Origin of the sequence: Methanolobus vulcani, from assembly GCF_006546655.1 — an archaeon.
GTDB classification, from domain to species: domain Archaea; phylum Halobacteriota; class Methanosarcinia; order Methanosarcinales; family Methanosarcinaceae; genus Methanolobus; species Methanolobus vulcani_A.
On record NZ_VIAQ01000012.1, the window covers coordinates 113,416 to 134,928 of the forward strand.

Sequence of the window (21,513 nt, forward strand, 5' to 3'; positions counted from 1 at the left end):
AGGAATATAATAACCATCAGAAGCCCTTGATATCTAATATCATGAGGAAATAAGATGGAACTTGATGAACTTATCATAACAAGGGCTATAGTTGATGAATTTTCAAAGGTTTTTCTTGACTACACAGATGTAGATGTAGCACTTGTAGGTGGAGGACCTGCTAACCTTGTAGCTGCCAAATATCTTGCAGAAGCAGGTCTTAAAACCGTGCTGTTTGAGAAGAAACTCTCAATAGGCGGAGGAATGTGGGGAGGCGGAATGATGTTCCCACGCATAGTTGTCCAGGAAGATGCTAAACACATCCTTGATGACTTTAAGATCAATTACCATGAGTATGAAGAAGGATATTATGTTGCAAGCTCAGTGGAATCTGTTGCCAAACTTATCTGCGGAGCTACTGAAGCAGGTGCAGAGATATTCAACCTTATTGATGTGGAAGATGTAATGATCCGTGAAAATGACGAAGTGTGCGGACTTGTTATTAACTGGGGAACCGTTTCCATGACACGCCTTCATGTAGATCCTCTTGCAATTAAGGCAAAAGTTGTTATTGATGGAACCGGACATGATGCCGGAATCTGCAATACCGTTCTCAGGAAAATACCTGGTGCAGAAATCGGCACAGGAATTCCGGGAGAGAAACCAATGTGGGCTGACATTGGAGAACGTGCTCTGATGGATACCACAAAAGAAGTATATCCCGGACTGATAGTTGCAGGAATGGCAGCAAATGCAGTAGCGGGGGCGCCCAGAATGGGACCTGTGTTTGGTGGGATGATGCTTTCCGGAAAGAAAGCTGCAGAAATTGCAATTGAGAAACTGAAAAACAAATAAAAATGGATTTTCTTTATAAATAAAACCGTCTGAGGACACTGTTTAACAGGTTTCCAAAGGAAAAGTTTATGTAAGAAACGGACATCTATAGGGTGCTTTCAAGTAAAGCACCTACTTCGTGCCGGGGTAGGGTAGCGGTTATCCTGTAGCCCTGTGGAGGCTACGATTCGAGTTCGATTCTCGATCCCGGCCCCATTTTACACATAACAATCTAATTTTAGAGTCTATTTTTGTATTGTTATTTACGGTTAAAATTGATTTTAAAAAATTACGTTTTTGAAATACAACAACACGTTGCATTACCACCAGATCCCATAATTGTATGAAAGTTAACCCCATCCCGCTGCAAGGGGTGGTACATCCTTGCAAATTATCCGAAAATCGGACTAATATATATGTTAGATGCTGCTAGTATATATCAGTATAGATTTCATACATATGTATGGCATTTTAAATATATAATGTGTAAAAAAGATACAGATGTCTTTATTTTTTAAAAATAAAAAATGTAAAAACAAAAATGAGAGTTAAAACTCATTCAGTTTTAACTGTTTTCTCTGACACAGGCTTTCACCAGGAATATCCACCGGATATGCTCCTGTAAGACAACCCACACATAGATTGTCCCTGTCAATTCCTATTGATTCCACCAGACCATCTATGCTAAGATAGCCAAGAGAATCCGCATTGATCATAGCTTCAACACCCTGAATGCTCTTATGAGCTGCTATGAGTTCGTCTCTGGAAGCCATATCAATTCCTAGATAACATGGTGCAATGATAGGCGGACTTCCAATACGTGCATGTACTTCTGTGGCACCTGCGTTGCGTACCATATCAATGATTCGGCGTGAAGTTGTGCCTCGCACTATGCTGTCATCAATAAGAACAACTTTTTTACCCTTGATATTCTGACCAATGGTATTCATCTTAAGGCGCACGGCAGTCTCGCGCATCGCCTGACCCGGAAGGATAAAAGTACGGCCAATATAACGGTTCTTCATAAGGCCTTCTTCGTAATTGATCTTTGATTCCTTCGCATAACCGATTGCAGAAGTTATACCGGAGTCCGGAACAGGAGACACCATATCTCCACTCACAGGATGCTCGCGTGCAAGCCTTTCACCAATCTTTTCACGGACCTTATAGACAAGCTGTCCGTCAATGATAGAATCTGGACGCGCAAAATAAACATATTCGAAAACACAGTGAGCACAATACTTCTCTTGAAAGAGCTGGTATGATTCTACTTCGCCATCACGGAAAATAATAAGTTCACCAGGATTTACATCCCTGAGAAGCTTGCCGTTAAGAGTATCAATAGCCACACTCTCGGAAGCTACCACATAACCAGAATCAATGGTACCGAAACACAATGGTTTGAATCCTAATGGATCCCTTACCGCCATGAGCATATCATCGATCATTATAGCCAATGAATATGAACCATTAAGCTGTTTTATAACATTACGCATTGCTTCAACCGGATCATACTTCAACAGTTCCTTCACAAGAAGATGAGCAATTACTTCCGTATCAGAATTAGCAACGAATACATGACCTTCGGCTTCAAGCTGCTCGCGCAGTTCATAACCATTGACCAGATTACCATTGTGCGCAAGAGCAACATTGCCACTCTTGTATTTTACAATGAAAGGCTGGCAATTCTCTATACGTGAATCGCCGCAAGTAGAATAGCGAACGTGGCCGATGCCAACATCACCTTTGAGGGCAACAAGTTCATCCTTGTTAAAAACCTCAGGAACAAGACCCATACCCTTTAAAGTATGAGGCTCCTTACCATCATGGACAGTTACTCCTGCGGATTCCTGACCACGATGCTGCAGAGCATATAAAGCATAATAGATACGAAGCGCGGAGGGGACTGGATGTGGTTCTTCATCGAACTGTACAACCCCAACAACACCGCATTCTTCGCGCATTTATATCCCTAGTCTAAAAAGACTTAATATTTGCACTTTGCCTGCCACTTGTAGCTTCTCATGCGTGAGGTCTTTCCAAAGCCACAGGATGTGCACTGTTTTGTATGAATGTTGAGTGAAACACTACCGCAGCGCCTACATTTTACATGTGTACGCTTTTGTCTTTTACCCATTGAGGGAGTACCTTTTGACATTTATAATCACCTTTAATATGAAATTCCTTAATTGATTAATAATAATTTAAAGCCTATGAATTACAGCCTGGAGGTTACCCATGATATTGCTAGTAGTTCTTATAGGTTACGTTCACTTCAGGGAGATACGTATACTACGTTGTCACCTCTGATTACGACACTACCCAATTTTCTTACAATTTCTCCTTCCTTAAGTTCCTCTGCATCATCAAGTACAAGGTTCATATGTACGTCATATCCCTGGAGTTTTCCACGGAATTCCCTTGCGCCTTTAAGTCTCACAATTACAGGTGTGTTCAAAGCATCGTTCAATATATCAAGAGGTCTGTTTCCCATTTTAGTCGCCTCAGTTAAATAAATCTGAATAAATTCTACACTTAAACTTGTAGCTAATATCTAGCTTGTAAATTTGCTTATTTACATATACATATTGCGATGCTCCAATGTTGCGTATGCTGTATATAAAACTATCGAGATTAACAGTTTTCAGATATCCAGAGGACTGCAAAACTATGAAAATGAGTCGCAAAGATATATAGGTTCAATTGACCAACTGTTATATAAGCGACAAGACATTTAAGAGCTCCGTCAACGTCAAAGAACTAAATGAGAGATCTAAGATGAGCAAGATACCAGTCATACTTACCATTGCAGGTTCTGATTCCGGTGGAGGGGCAGGAATTGAAGCAGACATCAAAACCATAGCTTCACTGGGACTTCATCCGGCATGTGCGATCACATCAGTTACTGCCCAGAATACACTGGGAGTCAGAAGTGCTTATGACATTCCCTGCAAGGTTATTATTGAACAGGTTGATGCCGTCTGTGATGATATGGACATCACATGGGCAAAATCCGGTATGCTTTCTTCATCAGAGATTACCTCTACTGTTGCAGATATGGTGAGAAAACACAATCTTAAGCTGGTTGTTGACCCTGTTATGGCAGCCGAAGCAGGCGGTGACCTGCTTCGCAAAGAAGCTATCAGAACCCTCAAGGAAGAACTCTTACCTGTTGCGGAGGTTGTGACCCCGAACATCAACGAAGCAAATAAGCTTGCAGAAATGCAGATAAAAAGTGTTGAGGATGCAAAAGTTGCCGCAAAAGCAATCAGTAAAACCGGAGTCAAATACGTCATTGTCACAGGAGGGCACCTGGATGCTTCAGATATAATATATGACTCCTGCAATGACAGATACTTTACAATCAAAGGGACTTTTGTTAAAGGTGGCACTCATGGATCAGGATGCACATATTCCTCTTCACTTGCATCTTACCTCGCTAAAGGAGATAGCATTGAAGAAGCTGCCAGAATGGCAAAGGAATTTGTTGTTGAAGGCATCAAAGGAAGCGTTCCTGTCGGCAAAGGTGTCGGACCAGTGAACCAGCTTGCATGGCTTCTGAACAATGCAGAACGATGCACAACTATCAATAATGTAAGAGAAGGAGTGCATATATTAAAGAAAAAAGATACTTTTGCAAAGCTCATCCCCGAAGTGGGATGTAATATCGCAATGGCACTCCCCAATGCGCAGAGCACAGCAGATGTGGCGGCTGTAAGCGGCAGGATAGTAAAGCTCAAAGATAAGGTCCATATTGTCGGCGATATTGAATTTGGTGCAAGCAGCCATGTTGCAAGAATAGTACTGTCAGCCATGAAATATGACCCGGCATACAGGGCATCAATGAATATCAAATACTCAGAAACTATCCTTGATATTTGCCGGGAACTTGGACTTAGTATTTCTTCATTCTCAAGAGAAGACGAACCTTCAGACACACATACAATGGACTGGGGAACATCCTTTGCTATTGAGACTTTCAAATCCGTACCGGACATAATATATGACAAAGGCGGGGTCGGGAAAGAAGCAATGATAAGAATCATGGGACTGAGTGCCTCTGATGTAGCAGAAACAGCTGGAAAGATAGCCGCTAAGATAGCAAATAACTAACAGCATCCCTAAAAATAAATAATTATTACAAGCCAGAGATATAAATTTAGAAAAAATCCACTGGTACCTTCAAGAGTGAAAATAAAATGGAAACTGAATTTTTCAAAGACCTTTACCTGTCAAAGGAAATAAGGAAAAGTATCCGTGAAATGGGTTTCAGGAAAGCAACAGAAATCCAGAAGAAATGTATTCCGGAAATAATGGAAGGTAAAGACGTTATTGGCCATGCGCAGACAGGAACCGGCAAGACTGCTGCCTTTGGCATACCCCTTATGGAAACGCTTGAACCAAGCGAGAAAATGATTCAGGCACTTGTAATTTGCCCGACAAGAGAACTGGCAATACAGGTAGCTGAAGAACTTGGCAAACTTGCAAAATACATCCCTGAAATGCAAATATTACCTGTTTATGGCGGAGGTGCAATGCAATCCCAGGCAAATGGCCTGAAAAATGGTGCTCAGATAGTTGTAGGAACACCTGGGAGAATAATCGACCACCTTGAAAGAGGAAACTTCCCCACAAATGATATTGGAATTGTTGTGCTTGATGAAGCTGACGAGATGCTGAATATGGGCTTCAGGGATGATATTGAGAGGATACTTGACAGCACACCTACAGACAGGCAGACACTTCTATTCTCAGCTACAATGCCGGAAGCAATACTGAAACTGACAGACATGTACCAGAACAATCCGGTACATATAAAAGTAGTACAGGAAGAAATGACAGTACCACAGGTGAAGCAATACTATTTCGAAGTGAAGGACAACGCAAAGATCGAATCCCTTAGACGACTTATCGAAGCTGAGAACATCAAGTCTGCACTTGTGTTCTGTAACACCAAAAAAGAAGTAGATAAACTTGTGATCAAATTGCGCTCCAGAGGATATCCGGTGGATGCTCTCCACGGAGATGTCAAGCAAAATAAGAGAGAGCAGCGCATGAACAAATTCAGGGCTGAGGATATAGGTATCCTTATTGCTACTGACGTGGCTGCAAGGGGTATTGACGTTGATAACATTGAAGTTGTCTTCAATTACGACCTGCCTCATGACCCGGAGATATATGTGCACAGGATCGGCAGGACAGCTCGTGCTGGCAGGCCTGGACTTGCATACAGTTTTGTAAGCGCGAAAGAAAAGACAAAACTGGAAGCCATTGAAGAGACTACTAATACGGCCATAATCAAAAGAGACCTTCCAAGCAACCGTGACATTGAAAAGATTAAAGAGAACAGGGTTGCCGATGAGATCAAAATGCTTATCAGACGTGGTAAACTCGACAAATATGATGATTTCGTTACCGGCATAGCAGACGATGATGTGGATTACCGTCAGATAGCAGCCGCTCTGGCGAAGATGTTGCTGAAAGGTGACAACTAACCCTGCTAAAAAAGATATTCAAATAATCAATTATAACTGAGGAAATTCAATGAAAGATTTTGTGATAATAGGACATAAAGCACTGACAAGCGGAGATTTCTCCCTGAATGACCTTCCTGGCTCTGCCGGAAGGATGGACATTCTCTGCAGATGTGTCAACTCAGCCCTTTTCCTTTCACATGGAATGAGACGTGATGTGAATGTCCACCTTGTACTTCAGGGAGAACCCAACCCAAGCAAAATAGTCAGGTTCAACGGTGAGAAACTAAAATATCTCAATCCTGATGAAAGAAGCAGTGGATCACTTATTAAGAAAGCACTGGAAAAGGATGCAATTGAATACGAGATACAATCTACTCCCGGAGTATACATACGCCGTGCAGGCCTGGAAGAGCTGCTCAAAGAATTCAGCGAGGCAGGTAGGGATATTTACTACCTGAGAGAAGATGGAGAAGATATAAGCGAATACTCCGAACTTAACTCTGATGCTGTGTTCGTCCTTGGCGATCATATGGGAGTTACCGAAGATGAAGAGAAAATGATAGATAAGGTTGCAAAATGCACCCTCAACATAGGACCTATTTCACTACACTCTGACCATTGCATGATAATCATCCACAACGAGCTTGACAGGAAAGAGGCATAATCAAATAGTCGAAAAGGGTTATATTATATAGTACCTATTTACGCAAATCCTAAATTCCCTTTATAATATACTACAAAGTGATCCAATGAGCATACTTGAAACCGCTAAGAAAATAATCGAAGAAGGCCCCATCTGCGACCATTGCATGGGTAGGCAGTTCGCCAAATTATCCACCGGCCTTACTAACGTTGAAAGAGGGCAGGCCATCAAACTGGCTCTGGCAATGGAAGGCGATGCAATGTTCAAGGAATCTGGCGATGATTCCCTCCTTGAAGAGATGGCAAAAAGCAGCAAATATGCCAGAAAAACATTGAAGATAGAAGGCGAGGATGAGAAATGCTGGGTATGTCTTGGTATTTTCGAAAACCTTGATGTCTGGGCAGACAGAGCGGTGAAAAGTATCGGAGACAGAGAGTATTCAACAATCCTGGTTGGTACAAAAGTCAGCGGACTCATTGGGGAGAACGAGGAAATACTCTGGAGCGAGTGTGGGATCACACAGGCCGAGCAGTTCAAAACTGAAATGAACCGTGAGGTAGGTAAACTAATTTCTGCACGCACCGGTAAAGAAGTGGAATTTGAGAGACCGGACCTTGTTATAACCCTTGATATTGCAGAAGAAAGAACAAGTGTGCAGGTAAAATCACTCTACATCCAGGGAAGATACAGGAAACTCATTAGGGGAATCCCACAGACAAGATGGCCATGCAGAAGCTGTGGCGGCAGGGGATGTGAGCAGTGCAATAACACTGGAAAGCAATATCCTGAATCTGTGGACGAACTCATAGGCAAAGAACTTATAGAAATGACCGAAGCAAAGGATTCCAAGTTCCACGGCGCAGGAAGGGAAGACATCGATGCGCTCATGTTAGGCACCGGAAGACCATTTGTAGTAGAAGCTGTTAGCCCGAAAATACGCAGCATAGATGTCTGGGAACTTGAAAAGAAGATTAATGAGTTTGCAGACGGAAAAGTTGAGGTTGAAGGACTTAAGATTGTTGAGAAGGCAGTAATTGAGACCCTGAAGTCCTCAAAGGCGGATAAAGTTTATAACCTTAAAGTTACATTCAAAGAGCCTGTTTCCACGGACAAACTGGAAGATGCTATAAATTCACTTATCGGAGTACAGATACATCAGAGGACTCCGCAGAGAGTGGCCCACAGAAGAGCTGACCTTGTCAGGAAACGATATGTCCACAACATGAAGCTCGTTGAGAAAACAGATGAATTCGCTATCATAGAAGTGCATTGTGATGGTGGTTTGTATGTCAAGGAACTTACATCAGGAGACGATGGAAGAACTGAACCAAGTCTGACAGGACTTCTGGGCATTCAGGCAAAAGTTGATGAACTCAACGTTATTAAAGTTGACATATAAACAAGTCCGATGGACTAACATACAATTCATACATTAAAATCATATTTTCAATGGAGGAAAATAATCATGGCAACATCACACGGTGAAAAACACTGCACAAGATACAAGTTAAAGAAGACCTCAAGAGAAAGAGGACTTTCCCCGGTAAGCAAGGCAATTCAGGAATTCGACTGCGGCCAGATGGTCCACATCGACATTGACCCAAGTGTACAGAAAGGAATGCCACACGCAAGATTCCAGGGAAGGACCGGAAAGGTTCTCGGCCAGCGCGGACGTGCCTACATCCTGCAGATTAGGGACGGAAACGCAATGAAGGAACTTATATCCCTTCCACAGCACCTTAAACCACAGAAATACTAAATTTATAGTAAATTCAGGTGTAATACCTGGATTAGCTTTATTTATCGTTAGATATATCTTTACTGCGTATATTTAGCGATAATATTTTATCTCTGAATTAAATCTTGTAATCATATCGCCATTCCAATGTGGCTTAATCTAACTAATGCATAGAGTGTATATCAATGATAGTAAAAGAAGTTCTTAGTGAAGAGTTGTTGACCCTGCCTGAAGTAAAGGGTATGCTGCACGAGATTATGGAAGAACGCCTCAATAGCGAGGAAGAGTTGGGCTATGAACTGCGCAAAGCTATCAACCATGCAGAGATGTTCTCAAAGACAACTCCGGAAAAAGCAAGAGATCTTGTAAATAAACTTCTTGAGCTGGAAAAAATGAAGCCTGAGATCGCAATCAGAATTGCAGATATCATGCCACAGTCAAGAGATGAACTCAGATCACTTTACGCAAAAGAAAGATTCACACTTACTGAAGAAGAACTCGATGAAATGCTAAACCTTGTTGAAGAAGCAATGGATTAGATTTATATTCGATACACACCTTTTTTAACATCGAGAGAAGTTGCAGCAGTAGCAACAGGTATGCCACTGGAGGGAATGAATATATGCCAGCAAGGGGAAAATCACCTGAAAAAGAAGAGTATGCATGGATTTTAGATTATCTCCCATATGGGAGCAGCGATGACAAACGCCCTTCATATCAAAAGAAACCTCTTGTCCAGGCAGTTGGAGAAAAACATTTCGTCCTGATGGAGCTTGTGCCCAAGGAAGGAAAAGTGCCTGACATCCAGTCAAGAGTTTATATAGGCGATGGCGACAGAGATCTTATTGATCATGTAAAACACCGTATCACATATGCAGATCTCAGCCACGGAGCTCAGCTGGAGTTGCCGTACATCCTGGAAATGACTGTTAAACATAATGAGGACAGGTTTGTACAGTTCTTTAACGATGCACACCCTATCACAAACAGGCTTCACATGTTTGAATTACTTCCGGGAATTGGAAAGAAGCTTATGTGGGCTATTATTGATGAAAGGAAGAAAGGAACCTTCAAGACTCTTGCGGAACTACATGAAAGAGTTGGGGGAGTTCATTCTCCTGAAAAGACCATCGTAAACAGGATAATAGAAGAGCTAAAAGATGAGAATATCAAATACAGGCTTTTCACAACCCCTTCACGCCGCCCACGTACTCATTAAAAGGTGTTCATTTCTTGGTCTATGAGATACTCAGAAAATATGGCATCCGTGGTGGATACCATGACCAGCATTTTTTGATCGACGAAAGGATTCTTGACAAAATCGTTGATGCCGCTGACATACAACCCCATGAGACAATACTGGAAATCGGTGCAGGCATCGGAAACCTCACTGAAAGGCTAATGGCAAAAGCCGGCCATGTCATTGCAATCGAAAGGGACCCGGAACTTGTTTATGTACTAAAGGACCGTTTTGGAGAGCCAGAGAATTTTACGCTTATACATGGAGATGTACTTGAGGTTGATTTTCCGCCTTTTGACAAAGTTGTAGCCAATCTTCCGTACTCTATCTCATCCGAGATCACATTCAAGCTTTTCAAATATGATTTTAAACTGGCAATCCTGATGTACCAGTACGAATTTGCACAGAGACTGGTAGCCCACGCTAATTCAAAAGATTACAGCCGCCTGTCGGTTAATGCACACTATTTTGCAGACACATCAATGATAATGAAAATACCAAGAGGAGCATTCTCACCCCCTCCAGAAGTGCTTTCAGCTGTTGTTGAAATTAAACCACGTCCTGCCCAGTTTGAAGTTCTTGATGAGAAGTATTTCCTTGATTTTGTCACTGCAGTTTTCGGACAGAGACGAAAAAAGATGAGAAATTCCATACTCAGGAACAAACAACTTCTGGGAATTGAGGATATGAAGGAATTCATAAACGAATTGCCACAGGAATTGCTTAATAAAAGACCTGAGAACCTTGAACCGGAACAATTCGCAGAACTTGCAAATATGATGTTCAGGCATAAACAGAAATAACATTTATCCATGGTTACAATTGAACACCGAAGTGCAAAGGTCACACTGACCGATCAGGTTTACGAACCCGCAGAAGATTCTTATTTACTTGCAGACACAGCTCTGGACCTGACCAAAGATGGCATGAAAGTTCTGGAGATTGGAACCGGGACTGGTTTTGTCTCTGCTGTGCTTAAAGCCAATAGGAACATATACCTCATTGCTACCGAAATAAGTCCTATAGCTGCGAAATGCGCAAAGTCCAACGGAATAGACGTAATAAGAACTGACATGTTCGCCGGTCTGAAAGAAGAAAAGCAGTATGATGCTATTATTTTTAATCCACCTTACCTCCCTACAGCAGAAGATGAGAAAGTACCCGGCTGGCTAAACTACGCATTCGATGGCGGTGTGGACGGACGAAAGGATGTGGAGCCTTTTATGCAGCAGGTTAGCAATTATCTCAAACCTCATGGATTTATTCTTATGCTGATCTCATCACTTACAGGCATAGAGAAAGTGATTGAGGAAATGAGTAAATACTCGTTCGAAGCACAGGTGATCGCCAGCGAGAAATGCTCTTTTGAAAAACTTGTTGTCATTAAAGCCCATTATTCCTATTGAAACCTATGCAATTATATTTATATTTGGGGTTTATTAATATATAATAGATCATATGGAATCATAAATATCAATATGGACTTACGCCCATTTTGACAATAATTGACAATAGAACACATAGAAATGCGGTAAACTTATGTATGAAATAGTTATCCTCAACACAAAAAATGAAGAATCACTTAAGCTGAAGAACAAAATTGAGGATATTTGCAGTAATGTATCAATTTACAATCCGGAGCAAAAAACGGATTATAGAATACAAACAGCAGAAAACTATACTATATACATCTGTAAACTTGAATTATCAGATTCAGATACTTGGGAAAATTCAATAGAAATAGCTTCTTCGAAAAGCAGCCCTATTATACTTATAGTATCTGAAGTCAATGATGATTTTCTGAACAGGATCTCTAAATCAGATACCATCTGGTACATAAAAGAGCCATATACACAAAGTGAGCTTAACTACCTGATAGAAAAAGTTTCAGGTAGCCAACATGCCATTATGGAAAGCTTTAGCATGTTTTCAGAAAATGTACATGATTTTGCTTTTACAATGGCTGCCAATGGAAACTTGATCTATGTAAGCCCTTCTGTAGAAAGAGTAACTGGCTTCACGCAGAAAGAAACTTTGGAGAAAGGTCTGAAAGAACTGGTACCTGAAGAAACTTTTAATTTTATCGGTGGCATGATGGGAACTTTTTTTGCGAAGCTGAAAAAAGGAGAAACTGCCAAAGCATCTGTTTTTGAAATTGAAATACTGTGCAAAGACAATTCAACACTATGGATGGAATTATCAATTAACCCTGTTTTTGATTCTGAAAGAAATTTCAGGTATTTTTCAGGAGTCATGCACAATATCACAGACCGAAAAAAGGCAGAAGAACGCTTTGATGCTGCTGTGAAATCATCAAATGATCTGATTTATGAATGGAACATGCAAACTGACGAATTAGAATGGTTTGGCAACATAGAAAAGACGCTTGGCTATGAATACGGTGAGATTAACAGAAGTATAGATGGATGGTCTGAAATTGTACATCCTGACGACCTGCCTGTTGTCACGGATATAATAGACAACTATCGCAAAGAAGGAGATGACTTTGAGGCTGAGTATCGCGTCCTTACAAAAGATGGAAATGTGCGATACTGGAAAGAGCATGGTACACCCGTATTCGACAAAATTACAAAAGAATTTGTGAAAACCATTGGCGTATGTTCCGATATCACCGACGAGATAAAGACTAAAAAAGAACTGGAAGAAAAAGATGAGCTGTTTCGCCTGATTGCCGAAAATGCAAACGATGTGATTTGGGTCCTCAATGAAAATGGAGAACTGCTCTATATCAGCCCTTCTATTCGGAAACTCAGAGGTTATGACCCAGAGGAAGTACAGGCTACACCTATTGAAAAGAGAATCATAAATGAATCCAGTATCCGGGCAATGGAAACGTGGAATGATTTTTTCCGGAAATTCAAAAATGGCATGCTTCCCGATACATCACAAATACTGGAAGTAGAGCAGTCATGTAAGGATGGATCAACTGTCTGGACCGAAATGCACGTCAATCCTATACTGGATGATAAAGGCAATTTCAGGTATTTCCTGGGGATTACCCGTGACATCAGTGAGCGGAAAAAGAGTGAACAGGAACTAATAAAACAAAAGAATATGCTTGACAGCATTTTTGAACATGCGCCAATACCAATGATACTGCTTAATGAAGAAGCAATTGTTGAGAATATAAATTATGCATGTACAGACATGCTGCAGCGAAAAAAGAAAAACATGCTTGGACTCAAAGCAGGAGAAGTATTCAATTGTATTAATTCAGTAAAAGGAGATGGTTGTGGAACTAATAGAGAATGTGTCAAATGCATTTTTAGAAACTCTGCCATTGAAACGTTCCTGACTAAAAAGAATATCCTCAAAAGAGAAGGTAAAACCACCATACTTACCCCTGATGGGAAGGCTATTGATCTCAATGTGCTTGTTTCAACTGCTTATATAGATTTTTCTGAGGCACCAAAGATAGTTGTCAGCGTGGAAGATATAACCTCAAGGAAAAAAGTAGAGGAAACTATCATAAAATCAAAACTTGAAGCCGAAGAGGCAAATCGTACAAAGAGTGAGTTCCTTGCAACCATGAGCCATGAACTGAGAACTCCACTCAATGCAATCATAGGTTATTCCCAGATGCTGCAGGATAGCAATTTTGGTAGCCTGAACTCCAAACAGGAAAAGTTCACCGGGCATATATATACAAGTGGAAAACACCTGCTTGAACTTATAAATGATATTCTTGACCTTTCAAAAGTGGAAGCTGGAAAAATGGATTTACATCTTGAAACATTTGATGTGAAAAATGTGCTCAATACTATTTCCATCATAATAAAACCACTTGCTGAGAATAAGAAGATAGAAGTTGATTTCCTGATCGACCAGGATATTAGCATATATGCTGACAAAATAAGATATAAGCAGATACTCTATAACCTCCTGAGCAATGCAGTAAAGTTCACACCCAGAGATGGACATGTTACCGTAAAAATAAGTACCAATGGAAATGTTTTGACAACATCAGTCATTGATGATGGAATAGGAATCTCCCGGGAAGAACAGAAGAAACTCTTTGATCCATTCTACCAGACAGATTCGTCAACTGCGAGAAAATATCAGGGTACTGGACTTGGATTATCCATTGTGAAAAAAATGATAGAACTTCATGGAGGCACTATTGGTGTGAAAAGTGAACCTGGAAAAGGAAGCACATTTACTTTCACATTACCAATAAAAGAAGAATAAGAAAAAAGAAAAGCGGCTCATATAAAGCTGTCTATAAGATCATTCACTTTTTCTGTTGCAGGCGGGTTCCTGTAAAGCGGCCCGGATTTAAGAACATCAAGATAATCCTCAAAACAGGGTTTTTCATTGACATAGAAAACACCCAGAGGAATCTTTTCTCCCCACTCCATTGACTTTTCAAATGCCCTCACACGATCATTTAGTTCATATCCAGTATCATCCATCTCGTATACTCTTTCAGAATACCACTTGAACGTATTCAGTTTGTTGAAAGACACACATGGCTGGAGCACATCAACAAGTGAAAGACCTTTGTGCTCAATGGCCTTCTCAATCAGGGATGTCAGATGTGAGACTTTTCCGGCATATCCACGGGCCACAAAAGAACAATCCAGGGATATTGCCAGTGATAAAGGATTTAGCGGCATGTTGAAAACACCATGAGTCTGCACTTTTGTCTTCATACCGATTTCACTGGTAGGTGAAGCCTGACCTTTTGTGAGTCCGTATATCTGATTGTCGTGAACGATCATGGTTATATCCGGATTTCTCCTGACAGTATGCAGGAAATGATTGCCGCCTTCGCCATAGCAATCTCCATCACCTGTCACTGCAATAACAGTAAGTTCATGGTTGGCTATCTTGGCACCTGTTGCAGGCGGCAGTGATCGGCCATGAAGTCCGTTAAAACTATTGCAGTTGAGATAATGTGGAGTCTTGCTTGACTGACCGATACCTGATGCCACAAGTACTTCATGGGGTGAACGTCCAAGGTTTACAAGTGCCTGTTTAATAGCTTTCAGAATTCCAAAATTTCCACATCCAGGACACCATGCAGTCTCAAACTCACCGTAATCCTCTATGCTTACCATTCAGATCACCTCCTTTTCCTTAAGGGCAGCAATTATGAACTCCGGACTGAAGGGTTCACCATCATACCGAAGAATAGTTTCAGTTACTTTCACATCCGTCTCAAGCTTGAGATGCCGGGCAAACTGCCCTGTAGAATTATTCTCAACACATACCGTCTTTTTGGCTTTTGAGAATAATTTTCTGGTTGCTTCTACGGGTATCGGATGAATATGAGTGAAATGGACAAGATTTACAGACTTGCCCTGAGCTTTTAGAATATCCACCACCTCGGCAAGAGGACCATAAGTTGAGCCCCAGCCAATGAGCGATATTGCAGCATCGGGATTCCCATAGATTTTAGCAACAGAGATCTCATCACGGAGGACTTCCATTTTCTTCATGCGCTTATCATTCATCTTTATGCGGTTTTCCGCATCCTCGCAGATGTGACCGAACTCATCATGCTCGTCGCTGTCTGATAGAACAAGTACACCCTTCTGACCGGGAAGAGCACGCGGAGAAATTCCAAGAGGCGTTAGTTTATAGCGTTTATATTTCTCTTTTTTAGTTCTTAATTCGGAATCTGAAAGAAGGTAGCGCTTCACAGTAATTGTGGACGGGTCAAACCTCTTTGATGTGAAAAGTGAATCTGCAAGATATTGGTCGCTCAACACAAAAACAGGAATCTGGTACTTGTCTGCAATATTAAAAGCTTCAGCAGTCAGATAAAAGCATTCTTCCGGAGTTCCGGGTGCAAGTATACATCTGGGGAACTCTCCCTGAGCAGCAGTCAGGACAAACTGAAGGTCTCCCTGCTCGGTCATAGTTGGAAGACCTGTTGCAGGCCCCGGACGCTGGCAGAGGAATATTACGATGGGGGTTTCGGTAATACCGGCAAGTCCGAGAGCCTCAGTCATAAGGGCAAATCCACCACCGGAAGTAGTAGTCATGGAACGCGCTCCTGCATAGGAAGCACCAAGAACCATATTCAGTGCTGCAATCTCATCTTCTGCCTGTTCCACAACAACATTGAATTTATCGGCATTTGCAGCCACATATGTCATGACACCAGTAGACGGAGTCATAGGATAAGCAGCAAGGAACTGCACTCCGGCAGCAAGTGCACCGAGACCCACTGCATCGTTGCCGCTAATAAGCATCATTTTTTCCTTTTTACCGGGATCACTGACAGCGAACTTGCAACCACCGGGATAATTTGTTTTCACGTAATCATATCCTGCCCTTGCAGCACTGATATTCTTCTGTATGATCTCTTCGCCTTTCTTCTTGAAAGACGCTTTCAGAATTTCCTCAAGGTAAGATATGTCAAGACACAGAAGACCAATCACAGCACCCATAGATACTGAATTGGAATAGATCTTATCACCGCACACATCCTTTGCGATTTTAAGCATTGGAACATGGAATATGGATTCTGATGAACTGTTGACTTTGACAACATCAGCATCAACTACTACAACACCATCGTCTACCTCAGAGAGGTGCTTGTCAATAGACTGCGAATCCAGCGCAAGTAGCAGATCCACACTTTCTGTCATTGCAGCAATAGGAGAATCACTTATGCGTATATTGAATGTGTTGTGGCCGCCACGTACCCTGGAAAGATAATACTGAGTTGCAAAAACATGGAAACCACTTTTCTTTAGCGTCTTGGAGAGGGCCATGCCAGTTGTCTGAAGACCCTGTCCGGCTGCACCCCCTACTTTGATATTAAGATCAATTTTCACGATAATCCCCATTTATAATTTTATTTTAAAGTGCTGGTAAAAACCTTTATTAGAGATTTTTAAGCCATCACCTGACATTTTAAATATATACTAAACACCAATTGGAAACTGCCTGTTAAGACAGTTTTTCTTATTAACTCCCAACTTATTTTCGGAGGCTAATCTATAAAAACATTCGCAAAAACTGCATGTAGCTGTTCAGAAATTCGCATCAAAATCTTCAATTACACGTTTAAATTGTAGTGGCCAGTAATCACCAAAAAATAATACTGCAAACCGACCAAGAATATATTTATATAATATATATTGCATAATAATATATAATTCAATGGAAGTAGATCATATAGTCTGGCGTGATATAAATGGAAAGAATGCCCACAGGAATAGCAAATCTTGACAAAAAAATTAGTGGCGGTTATCCGAAAGGTAAAGGAATTCTTATCACAGGAGTTCCCGGTGCCGGGAAAACCATATTTGGATTACACTTTCTGCATAAATCATGCATGGATGGTAAGAAGTGCGTAATGGTTGCAACCGAAGAAACACCTGAAGATGTGCTTGAACAGGCTGCAATGCTGGGCATTGGTTTAGAATCTTTTATTGAGAAAGGGCAGCTTGTAATTAAACAGGTTATTGAGTTCAGAACAAAATCAATCGCCAGAGAAGCTCATCTTGTTGATGATTACAGTGACACAGAGATAGACATTATTGAAGAAGCACATCTTGACAGGTATCTCAAGCCTGATCAGGAAGGTTTTAACATTGAGGAAATTGACCTTATTGACCTTGTAAGGTTGATACCTGAAGGAACAGATGTAGCTGTCATTGATAATATTGGAGTCCTTTCTTTTGGGCTGAAGCCAAAGAAATTCAGGGATAAGTTTGATACTATTAATCGAATGCTTGCAAAGCAAAAGACAACAACCCTCTACATAATGGATGAAGCCGCATATGAGATGACGTATAAGATTGCAGATTATTCCACTTATGGTTCTATCAAGCTCATGGTCAAAGAGAATCCATACACCGGCAAGAACGAACGTTTCCTGAGCATTCCAAAAATGAGAAGCACAAAAATATCCCTGGATATTACGATATTTGACATTACTTCTGCCGGAATAAGTTTGAAAGGCTCAAAGGCTAAGCTTGTTGAGCTCTGATATAACATCTTTTTTGAAATTTGCGGATAGGATTTTTAGCAAATATCTCAGGAATCATACCTGAAAAACCATCAGGTATATATAATAAAAATTAAAATATATAATTAAATTATAAACTAGTCGCTACTACCAAAGAAAACGCACCAGGGGTCCTTACCATTACGCTTACAGAGAATCCAAAAATACTCATTGTTGACGATGAGATCATGAATATAGAGTTACTTAAGGCATATCTAGAGAATGATTACTCTACAGTGTCAGCTACGAATGGCAGAGATGCACTGGAATTGGTACCTGTGGAAAAGCCTGATGTTATTCTTCTTGACGTCATGATGCCGGAACTTAATGGATATCAGGTATGTGAAACATTAAAAAAGAACCCTGAAACCCAGTTCATACCTGTGATCATGGTCACTGCACTTTCCGGAAGAGATGACTGGATAGCAGGTATTGAGGCGGGTGCGGATGAGTTTCTCACAAAACCAGTAAACAAAATGGAACTTCTGACACGTATTACTTCACTGCTAAAACTAAAAAAGATGCACTATGACCTATTGGATGAAAGGAACAAACTTAATCTTCAGAACAAGATACGATCAGTGCTAACACAGATAATTCCTACATTGCTGCGCACACTTCCGACAGAACAAAAAAGTGTTGTTATACACCAGATGATTAACATGGTGGTAGAATCTATTCTTGAGAATACCGACTCCGACGAACATGGAGATGAATGTGAAGGAATAGGCGAAATATGTTGCAATATCATAAATCAGCTGGGTGCAAATTTTGAAAATGAAACGGGAGAAAATGGAGATAAAGAATTACTTCTAAAAGGGAACGTGTGTCCATGGGGAAGAGAAGAAGCACAGCTTAACCCCATATTGTGTACACTTACAAGAGGAATTTTCTCAAGGATTATTGACATTTATGAACAGGACCTTGAGGTTGATGTGCTTGAAACCATAGGAAATGGTGACGAGCAGTGCCTGTTCCAGTTAAATAAAATAGAATATTAGATCAAATCCAATATTCTTATTGCCAGATGGGCAGCGTTTGCACCATTATCGACACCAACACTTGCTACAGGTACGCCCGGTGGCATCTGTGCTGTTGAAAGCAAGGCATCAAGGCCCATCATTTTTGCACTTACAGGAACACCGATAACCGGCTTTTTTGTCTTTGAGGCTATGACGCCCGGAAGGGCTGCAGACAGTCCTGCTATGGCTATGTAGACTTTTGAATCACTTTGAGAAATATACTCATCCAGTTTGTCCGGGTTACGGTGAGCGGAAATCACCTGGACATCATATAAATAATCCGTACCGTCAAGCACCCCGGTAACTCTGTTTGCCACAGAACGATCGGATTCGGAACCCATTATTATTGCAATATCAACCATTTCTTTCCTCCTAAGGAAGATTACCTTCGCCTCTCAGCTCATGCTGACGCTCTATATTCATCCTTATCAATATATCGAATATTTCTTTTACAGCAGAAACATCAAGATTCAATTCGATTGCAGCATCGGCAGCACGATCCAGAACCACATCATTCTGCGTGGGATCGTTAATATTGATCTTTTCCTGTTTCTTGGCCTCAAGTACCTTAGCAGCCATACCTACCCGCTTATGAATAAGCTGCATGATCTCGCTATCAATCTGTTCTATTTCTGTGCGTACTTCTTTGATAGTGGACATGTATACCCCGCATGTAAAAACATCTATTTATTACTACAACTTAAGAATGTGATTTTTGATTTGATTACATCAAATTGATACTTTTTGACATATTAGAGCTATGCTGTATCATAGCACTCTCCATTATGAGCACCTTCATTATTTACTTTAGTCTTTATCACGTTTCCGCTGGAATTATAGTCTTTCCAGACATCCTCAAGCAAACCTGCCTGCTCGTCATTAACAAGCGCAACATATGAAGGGCCTGTTCCTGAAAGTGTTACACCTTCAACACCAATCTCAAGGGCACGCATCAGGAATTCTGTGTCAAAACCAAGGGCTCCGCAGTAAAGAAAACCGTTAAGTGTCATTGCCTTTTCAAAATTACCTTCCATCGAAAGGTCAAATGCCATGTCAACCCAGGGAGCTATCAGCCTTGAACGGCCTACATCAGTACCTGAGCTGAATGATTTTTTGTCAGGTGCAAATATCAGTACCTCATACTCGTGCTCTGTCCTTTTTAATAGTTCCATTGCCTTGTTGTCGGTTACTACAAAACCTCCATAAAAAGAAGCACATGCATCATCCAGAGCACCGGTTATTGTCACTTTTGAGTCAAGGGCAGCCCTTACACCCATTTTCACAATATCAAAAGGATCAAGTTCTTCACCTATAGCATCAAGAGTTGCAAGAATAGAAGAGTTTGCTGCTGCACTACTGCTTTTAAGGCCTCTTGCAAGAGGAACCTCTGATCTGGTAGTTACTGTACCACCCATTTCAATGCCAAAATGTTCAAGCACATATGATACAGATCTTTCAATAAGCTGAGTATCCGCATCAGGCATTCCCTGAATGGTACCATTTACAGAAGTAATATCATCCGTAAGCTCCACATCAGCAAATGTTTTCAGATCGACACCAAAAGCCGCACCTTTCCATGTGGCTATTGCGTTGATTACCGTACCTGCACCGAGTGCATAAGCACTTCCTTTTGCTACCATAATGTGATTCCTGTTATTCTTAAAAAATCCAGAATGCAGAATCAAATATTATAACTCTGCAAAAGTCTGTATTTTACCCATACCAGTACTGTAAACTATTAAAGAATACTGTTTACAGGAATGAAAACAAAAATATTAGACATTACTTAGGAATTGTTCTTTAGCCTTAGGATTGTGTCTTTTAGTCTATTGTAGCAAACCCTGTGTTTTTCTTCTAATTCCAGAGAATGATTCCCAGTTTTAAAGTCACTTTTCTTTGGTGCACCGCAAAGGCATTCGCCAAGTTTCTCTTTCATGTGTGCAGTACTACTATCATCTTCAGGCAACAATTTCAGAATGAATTTACTGTTGTGTAAATCAGTTTCATCTTCTTTTAATAATTCTCCGCAGGAGTTAGAATACATCAGGACACCATTAGAGACCGGTCCATAGAACTTTATCTTCTCACAGGTCTCATTTTTGAGATGTTGAGGAGACTTGTAAACATTGTCATCCTGAAGTGTGACAAGCACCCTGAAATCTTTACTTTTCTTGAGTCCTGGTGGAATTGTATCCGGATACAATACCCTTGGTTTCACGCCCATATGCTCAAGATCAGAAACAAGTTCTGATGATCTGGAATCATCAACAACGATGATATCTTCTATCGCCTCATCTTCGGCCAGAATTCTGGCAATTTCTTTTTCGTATTCAATACATCCGATTATACTCATCAAAGGCACATTCCCATCTCCTCATAAATGAGGGTATCACAAAAATATTGCAAAAAGATCGATGATCGATCACATAAGCTAAAAGCAAAAAATTTCGCAGACCAAATATATACCCCATATATTATGGGATAGCTAGTAGTATATAAATCCTGCGAAAAGTATGAAATTTATTAAAATATTTAGTATGAGTCAGAACCTATTGGCAGGTATAGTTGAAAAATACAAACGATAACAACAGAT

Annotated in this window: 22 protein-coding genes and 1 tRNA gene; 14 read left to right on the plus strand and 9 right to left on the minus strand. The window is 40.8% G+C overall.

Features of this window, described 5'->3' with window-relative positions; genetic code table 11:
* The first annotated feature begins 54 nt into the window (after positions 1 to 54).
* Positions 55 to 834, plus strand: a complete 780-nt coding sequence (locus FKV42_RS05460) for a sulfide-dependent adenosine diphosphate thiazole synthase (protein WP_154809229.1) — start codon at positions 55 to 57, stop codon at positions 832 to 834.
* A gap of 120 nt (positions 835 to 954) precedes the next feature.
* Positions 955 to 1,029 (plus strand) — tRNA-His (locus FKV42_RS05465).
* A gap of 332 nt (positions 1,030 to 1,361) precedes the next feature.
* Here FKV42_RS05465 and purF read toward each other — a convergent pair.
* The 3 genes from purF to FKV42_RS05480 all read right to left on the minus strand — a co-directional run bounded on the left by purF (position 1,362) and on the right by FKV42_RS05480 (position 3,307).
* Positions 1,362 to 2,777 (minus strand): amidophosphoribosyltransferase, encoded by a 1,416-nt coding sequence (gene purF / locus FKV42_RS05470; RefSeq protein ID WP_154809230.1) that lies wholly within the window; start codon positions 2,775 to 2,777, stop codon positions 1,362 to 1,364.
* 23 nt (positions 2,778 to 2,800) lie between these two features.
* Positions 2,801 to 2,971, minus strand: a complete 171-nt coding sequence (locus FKV42_RS05475) for a 50S ribosomal protein L37e (RefSeq protein WP_154809231.1) — start codon at positions 2,969 to 2,971, stop codon at positions 2,801 to 2,803.
* Positions 2,972 to 3,088: 117 nt separating this feature from the next.
* On the minus strand, positions 3,089 to 3,307 hold the full coding sequence (locus FKV42_RS05480) for an LSm family protein (protein ID WP_023844185.1): 219 nt from the start codon (positions 3,305 to 3,307) through the stop codon (positions 3,089 to 3,091).
* Between the two features lie 284 nt (positions 3,308 to 3,591).
* On the opposite strand from FKV42_RS05480, the gene thiD reads away from it, so the two are divergent.
* The 10 genes from thiD to FKV42_RS05530 all read left to right on the plus strand — a co-directional run bounded on the left by thiD (position 3,592) and on the right by FKV42_RS05530 (position 14,120).
* The gene (gene thiD, locus FKV42_RS05485; RefSeq protein ID WP_154809232.1) at positions 3,592 to 4,926 is read left to right on the plus strand and encodes a bifunctional hydroxymethylpyrimidine kinase/phosphomethylpyrimidine kinase; all 1,335 of its coding nucleotides are present in this window, start codon (positions 3,592 to 3,594) and stop codon (positions 4,924 to 4,926) included.
* Between the two features lie 86 nt (positions 4,927 to 5,012).
* Complete coding sequence (locus FKV42_RS05490; protein ID WP_154809233.1) at positions 5,013 to 6,308, plus strand: DEAD/DEAH box helicase; 1,296 nt, start codon at positions 5,013 to 5,015, stop codon at positions 6,306 to 6,308.
* 49 nt (positions 6,309 to 6,357) lie between these two features.
* Complete coding sequence (gene trmY / locus FKV42_RS05495; protein ID WP_154809234.1) at positions 6,358 to 6,954, plus strand: tRNA (pseudouridine(54)-N(1))-methyltransferase TrmY; 597 nt, start codon at positions 6,358 to 6,360, stop codon at positions 6,952 to 6,954.
* A gap of 85 nt (positions 6,955 to 7,039) precedes the next feature.
* The gene (locus FKV42_RS05500; RefSeq protein ID WP_154809235.1) at positions 7,040 to 8,332 is read left to right on the plus strand and encodes a tRNA pseudouridine(54/55) synthase Pus10; all 1,293 of its coding nucleotides are present in this window, start codon (positions 7,040 to 7,042) and stop codon (positions 8,330 to 8,332) included.
* 66 nt (positions 8,333 to 8,398) lie between these two features.
* Positions 8,399 to 8,692, plus strand: a complete 294-nt coding sequence (locus FKV42_RS05505) for a 50S ribosomal protein L21e (RefSeq protein WP_154809236.1) — start codon at positions 8,399 to 8,401, stop codon at positions 8,690 to 8,692.
* 164 nt (positions 8,693 to 8,856) lie between these two features.
* A complete protein-coding gene (locus FKV42_RS05510; protein ID WP_154809237.1) occupies positions 8,857 to 9,210 on the plus strand; it encodes an RNA polymerase Rpb4 family protein in 354 nt (117 codons plus the stop codon).
* An 83-nt stretch (positions 9,211 to 9,293) separates the two neighbouring features.
* Complete coding sequence (locus FKV42_RS05515) at positions 9,294 to 9,890, plus strand: DUF655 domain-containing protein (protein WP_154809238.1); 597 nt, start codon at positions 9,294 to 9,296, stop codon at positions 9,888 to 9,890.
* Between the two features lie 14 nt (positions 9,891 to 9,904).
* On the plus strand, positions 9,905 to 10,714 hold the full coding sequence (rsmA, locus tag FKV42_RS05520; protein ID WP_154809239.1) for a 16S rRNA (adenine(1518)-N(6)/adenine(1519)-N(6))-dimethyltransferase RsmA: 810 nt from the start codon (positions 9,905 to 9,907) through the stop codon (positions 10,712 to 10,714).
* 9 nt (positions 10,715 to 10,723) lie between these two features.
* The gene (locus tag FKV42_RS05525) at positions 10,724 to 11,317 is read left to right on the plus strand and encodes a HemK2/MTQ2 family protein methyltransferase (RefSeq protein ID WP_154809240.1); all 594 of its coding nucleotides are present in this window, start codon (positions 10,724 to 10,726) and stop codon (positions 11,315 to 11,317) included.
* Between the two features lie 133 nt (positions 11,318 to 11,450).
* The gene (locus tag FKV42_RS05530) at positions 11,451 to 14,120 is read left to right on the plus strand and encodes a PAS domain S-box protein (protein ID WP_154809241.1); all 2,670 of its coding nucleotides are present in this window, start codon (positions 11,451 to 11,453) and stop codon (positions 14,118 to 14,120) included.
* A gap of 17 nt (positions 14,121 to 14,137) precedes the next feature.
* Here FKV42_RS05530 and FKV42_RS05535 read toward each other — a convergent pair whose 3' ends face one another.
* Complete coding sequence (locus FKV42_RS05535) at positions 14,138 to 14,992, minus strand: 2-oxoacid:ferredoxin oxidoreductase subunit beta (RefSeq protein ID WP_154809242.1); 855 nt, start codon at positions 14,990 to 14,992, stop codon at positions 14,138 to 14,140.
* Positions 14,993 to 16,720 carry a 2-oxoacid:acceptor oxidoreductase subunit alpha gene (locus tag FKV42_RS05540; RefSeq protein WP_196214059.1) on the minus strand — a complete coding sequence of 576 codons (1,728 nt, stop codon included), beginning with the start codon at positions 16,718 to 16,720 and terminating at the stop codon, positions 14,993 to 14,995.
* A gap of 362 nt (positions 16,721 to 17,082) precedes the next feature.
* Between FKV42_RS05540 and FKV42_RS05545 the strand changes: the two genes are divergently transcribed.
* Together FKV42_RS05545 and FKV42_RS05550 are read left to right on the plus strand one after the other, a co-directional pair.
* The gene (locus FKV42_RS05545; RefSeq protein ID WP_154809243.1) at positions 17,083 to 17,880 is read left to right on the plus strand and encodes an ATPase domain-containing protein; all 798 of its coding nucleotides are present in this window, start codon (positions 17,083 to 17,085) and stop codon (positions 17,878 to 17,880) included.
* A 188-nt stretch (positions 17,881 to 18,068) separates the two neighbouring features.
* Complete coding sequence (locus FKV42_RS05550) at positions 18,069 to 18,899, plus strand: methanogen output domain 1-containing protein (RefSeq protein ID WP_268865969.1); 831 nt, start codon at positions 18,069 to 18,071, stop codon at positions 18,897 to 18,899.
* Here FKV42_RS05550 and FKV42_RS05555 read toward each other — a convergent pair.
* From FKV42_RS05555 to FKV42_RS05570, 4 genes are all read right to left on the minus strand, one after another.
* Positions 18,896 to 19,282: a 5-(carboxyamino)imidazole ribonucleotide mutase gene (locus FKV42_RS05555; protein WP_154809245.1), complete on the minus strand. Its 387-nt coding sequence runs from the start codon at positions 19,280 to 19,282 to the stop codon at positions 18,896 to 18,898. The genes FKV42_RS05550 and FKV42_RS05555 overlap by 4 nt on opposite strands.
* A gap of 10 nt (positions 19,283 to 19,292) precedes the next feature.
* Positions 19,293 to 19,580: a chorismate mutase gene (locus tag FKV42_RS05560; protein WP_154809246.1), complete on the minus strand. Its 288-nt coding sequence runs from the start codon at positions 19,578 to 19,580 to the stop codon at positions 19,293 to 19,295.
* Positions 19,581 to 19,678: 98 nt separating this feature from the next.
* Complete coding sequence (locus FKV42_RS05565; RefSeq protein WP_154809247.1) at positions 19,679 to 20,560, minus strand: shikimate kinase; 882 nt, start codon at positions 20,558 to 20,560, stop codon at positions 19,679 to 19,681.
* Between the two features lie 146 nt (positions 20,561 to 20,706).
* The gene (locus FKV42_RS05570; protein WP_154809248.1) at positions 20,707 to 21,282 is read right to left on the minus strand and encodes a hypothetical protein; all 576 of its coding nucleotides are present in this window, start codon (positions 21,280 to 21,282) and stop codon (positions 20,707 to 20,709) included.
* Between the last annotated feature and the right edge of the window lie 231 nt (positions 21,283 to 21,513).

Coding starts and splice junctions, on each gene's coding strand:
- FKV42_RS05505 (WP_154809236.1), top strand. CDS start 8,399: ATGGCAACATCACACGGTGAAAAACACTGCACAAGATACAAGTTAAAG.
- FKV42_RS05525 (WP_154809240.1), top strand. CDS start 10,724: ATGGTTACAATTGAACACCGAAGTGCAAAGGTCACACTGACCGATCAG.
- FKV42_RS05545 (WP_154809243.1), top strand. CDS start 17,083: ATGGAAAGAATGCCCACAGGAATAGCAAATCTTGACAAAAAAATTAGT.
- FKV42_RS05530 (WP_154809241.1), top strand. CDS start 11,451: ATGTATGAAATAGTTATCCTCAACACAAAAAATGAAGAATCACTTAAG.
- purF (WP_154809230.1), bottom strand. CDS start 2,777: ATGCGCGAAGAATGCGGTGTTGTTGGGGTTGTACAGTTCGATGAAGAA.
- FKV42_RS05555 (WP_154809245.1), bottom strand. CDS start 19,282: ATGGTTGATATTGCAATAATAATGGGTTCCGAATCCGATCGTTCTGTG.
- FKV42_RS05475 (WP_154809231.1), bottom strand. CDS start 2,971: ATGTCAAAAGGTACTCCCTCAATGGGTAAAAGACAAAAGCGTACACAT.
- FKV42_RS05490 (WP_154809233.1), top strand. CDS start 5,013: ATGGAAACTGAATTTTTCAAAGACCTTTACCTGTCAAAGGAAATAAGG.
- FKV42_RS05460 (WP_154809229.1), top strand. CDS start 55: ATGGAACTTGATGAACTTATCATAACAAGGGCTATAGTTGATGAATTT.
- FKV42_RS05500 (WP_154809235.1), top strand. CDS start 7,040: ATGAGCATACTTGAAACCGCTAAGAAAATAATCGAAGAAGGCCCCATC.
- trmY (WP_154809234.1), top strand. CDS start 6,358: ATGAAAGATTTTGTGATAATAGGACATAAAGCACTGACAAGCGGAGAT.
- FKV42_RS05535 (WP_154809242.1), bottom strand. CDS start 14,992: ATGGTAAGCATAGAGGATTACGGTGAGTTTGAGACTGCATGGTGTCCT.
- FKV42_RS05480 (WP_023844185.1), bottom strand. CDS start 3,307: ATGGGAAACAGACCTCTTGATATATTGAACGATGCTTTGAACACACCT.
- FKV42_RS05565 (WP_154809247.1), bottom strand. CDS start 20,560: ATGGTAGCAAAAGGAAGTGCTTATGCACTCGGTGCAGGTACGGTAATC.
- FKV42_RS05560 (WP_154809246.1), bottom strand. CDS start 19,580: ATGTCCACTATCAAAGAAGTACGCACAGAAATAGAACAGATTGATAGC.
- thiD (WP_154809232.1), top strand. CDS start 3,592: ATGAGCAAGATACCAGTCATACTTACCATTGCAGGTTCTGATTCCGGT.
- FKV42_RS05510 (WP_154809237.1), top strand. CDS start 8,857: ATGATAGTAAAAGAAGTTCTTAGTGAAGAGTTGTTGACCCTGCCTGAA.
- FKV42_RS05515 (WP_154809238.1), top strand. CDS start 9,294: ATGCCAGCAAGGGGAAAATCACCTGAAAAAGAAGAGTATGCATGGATT.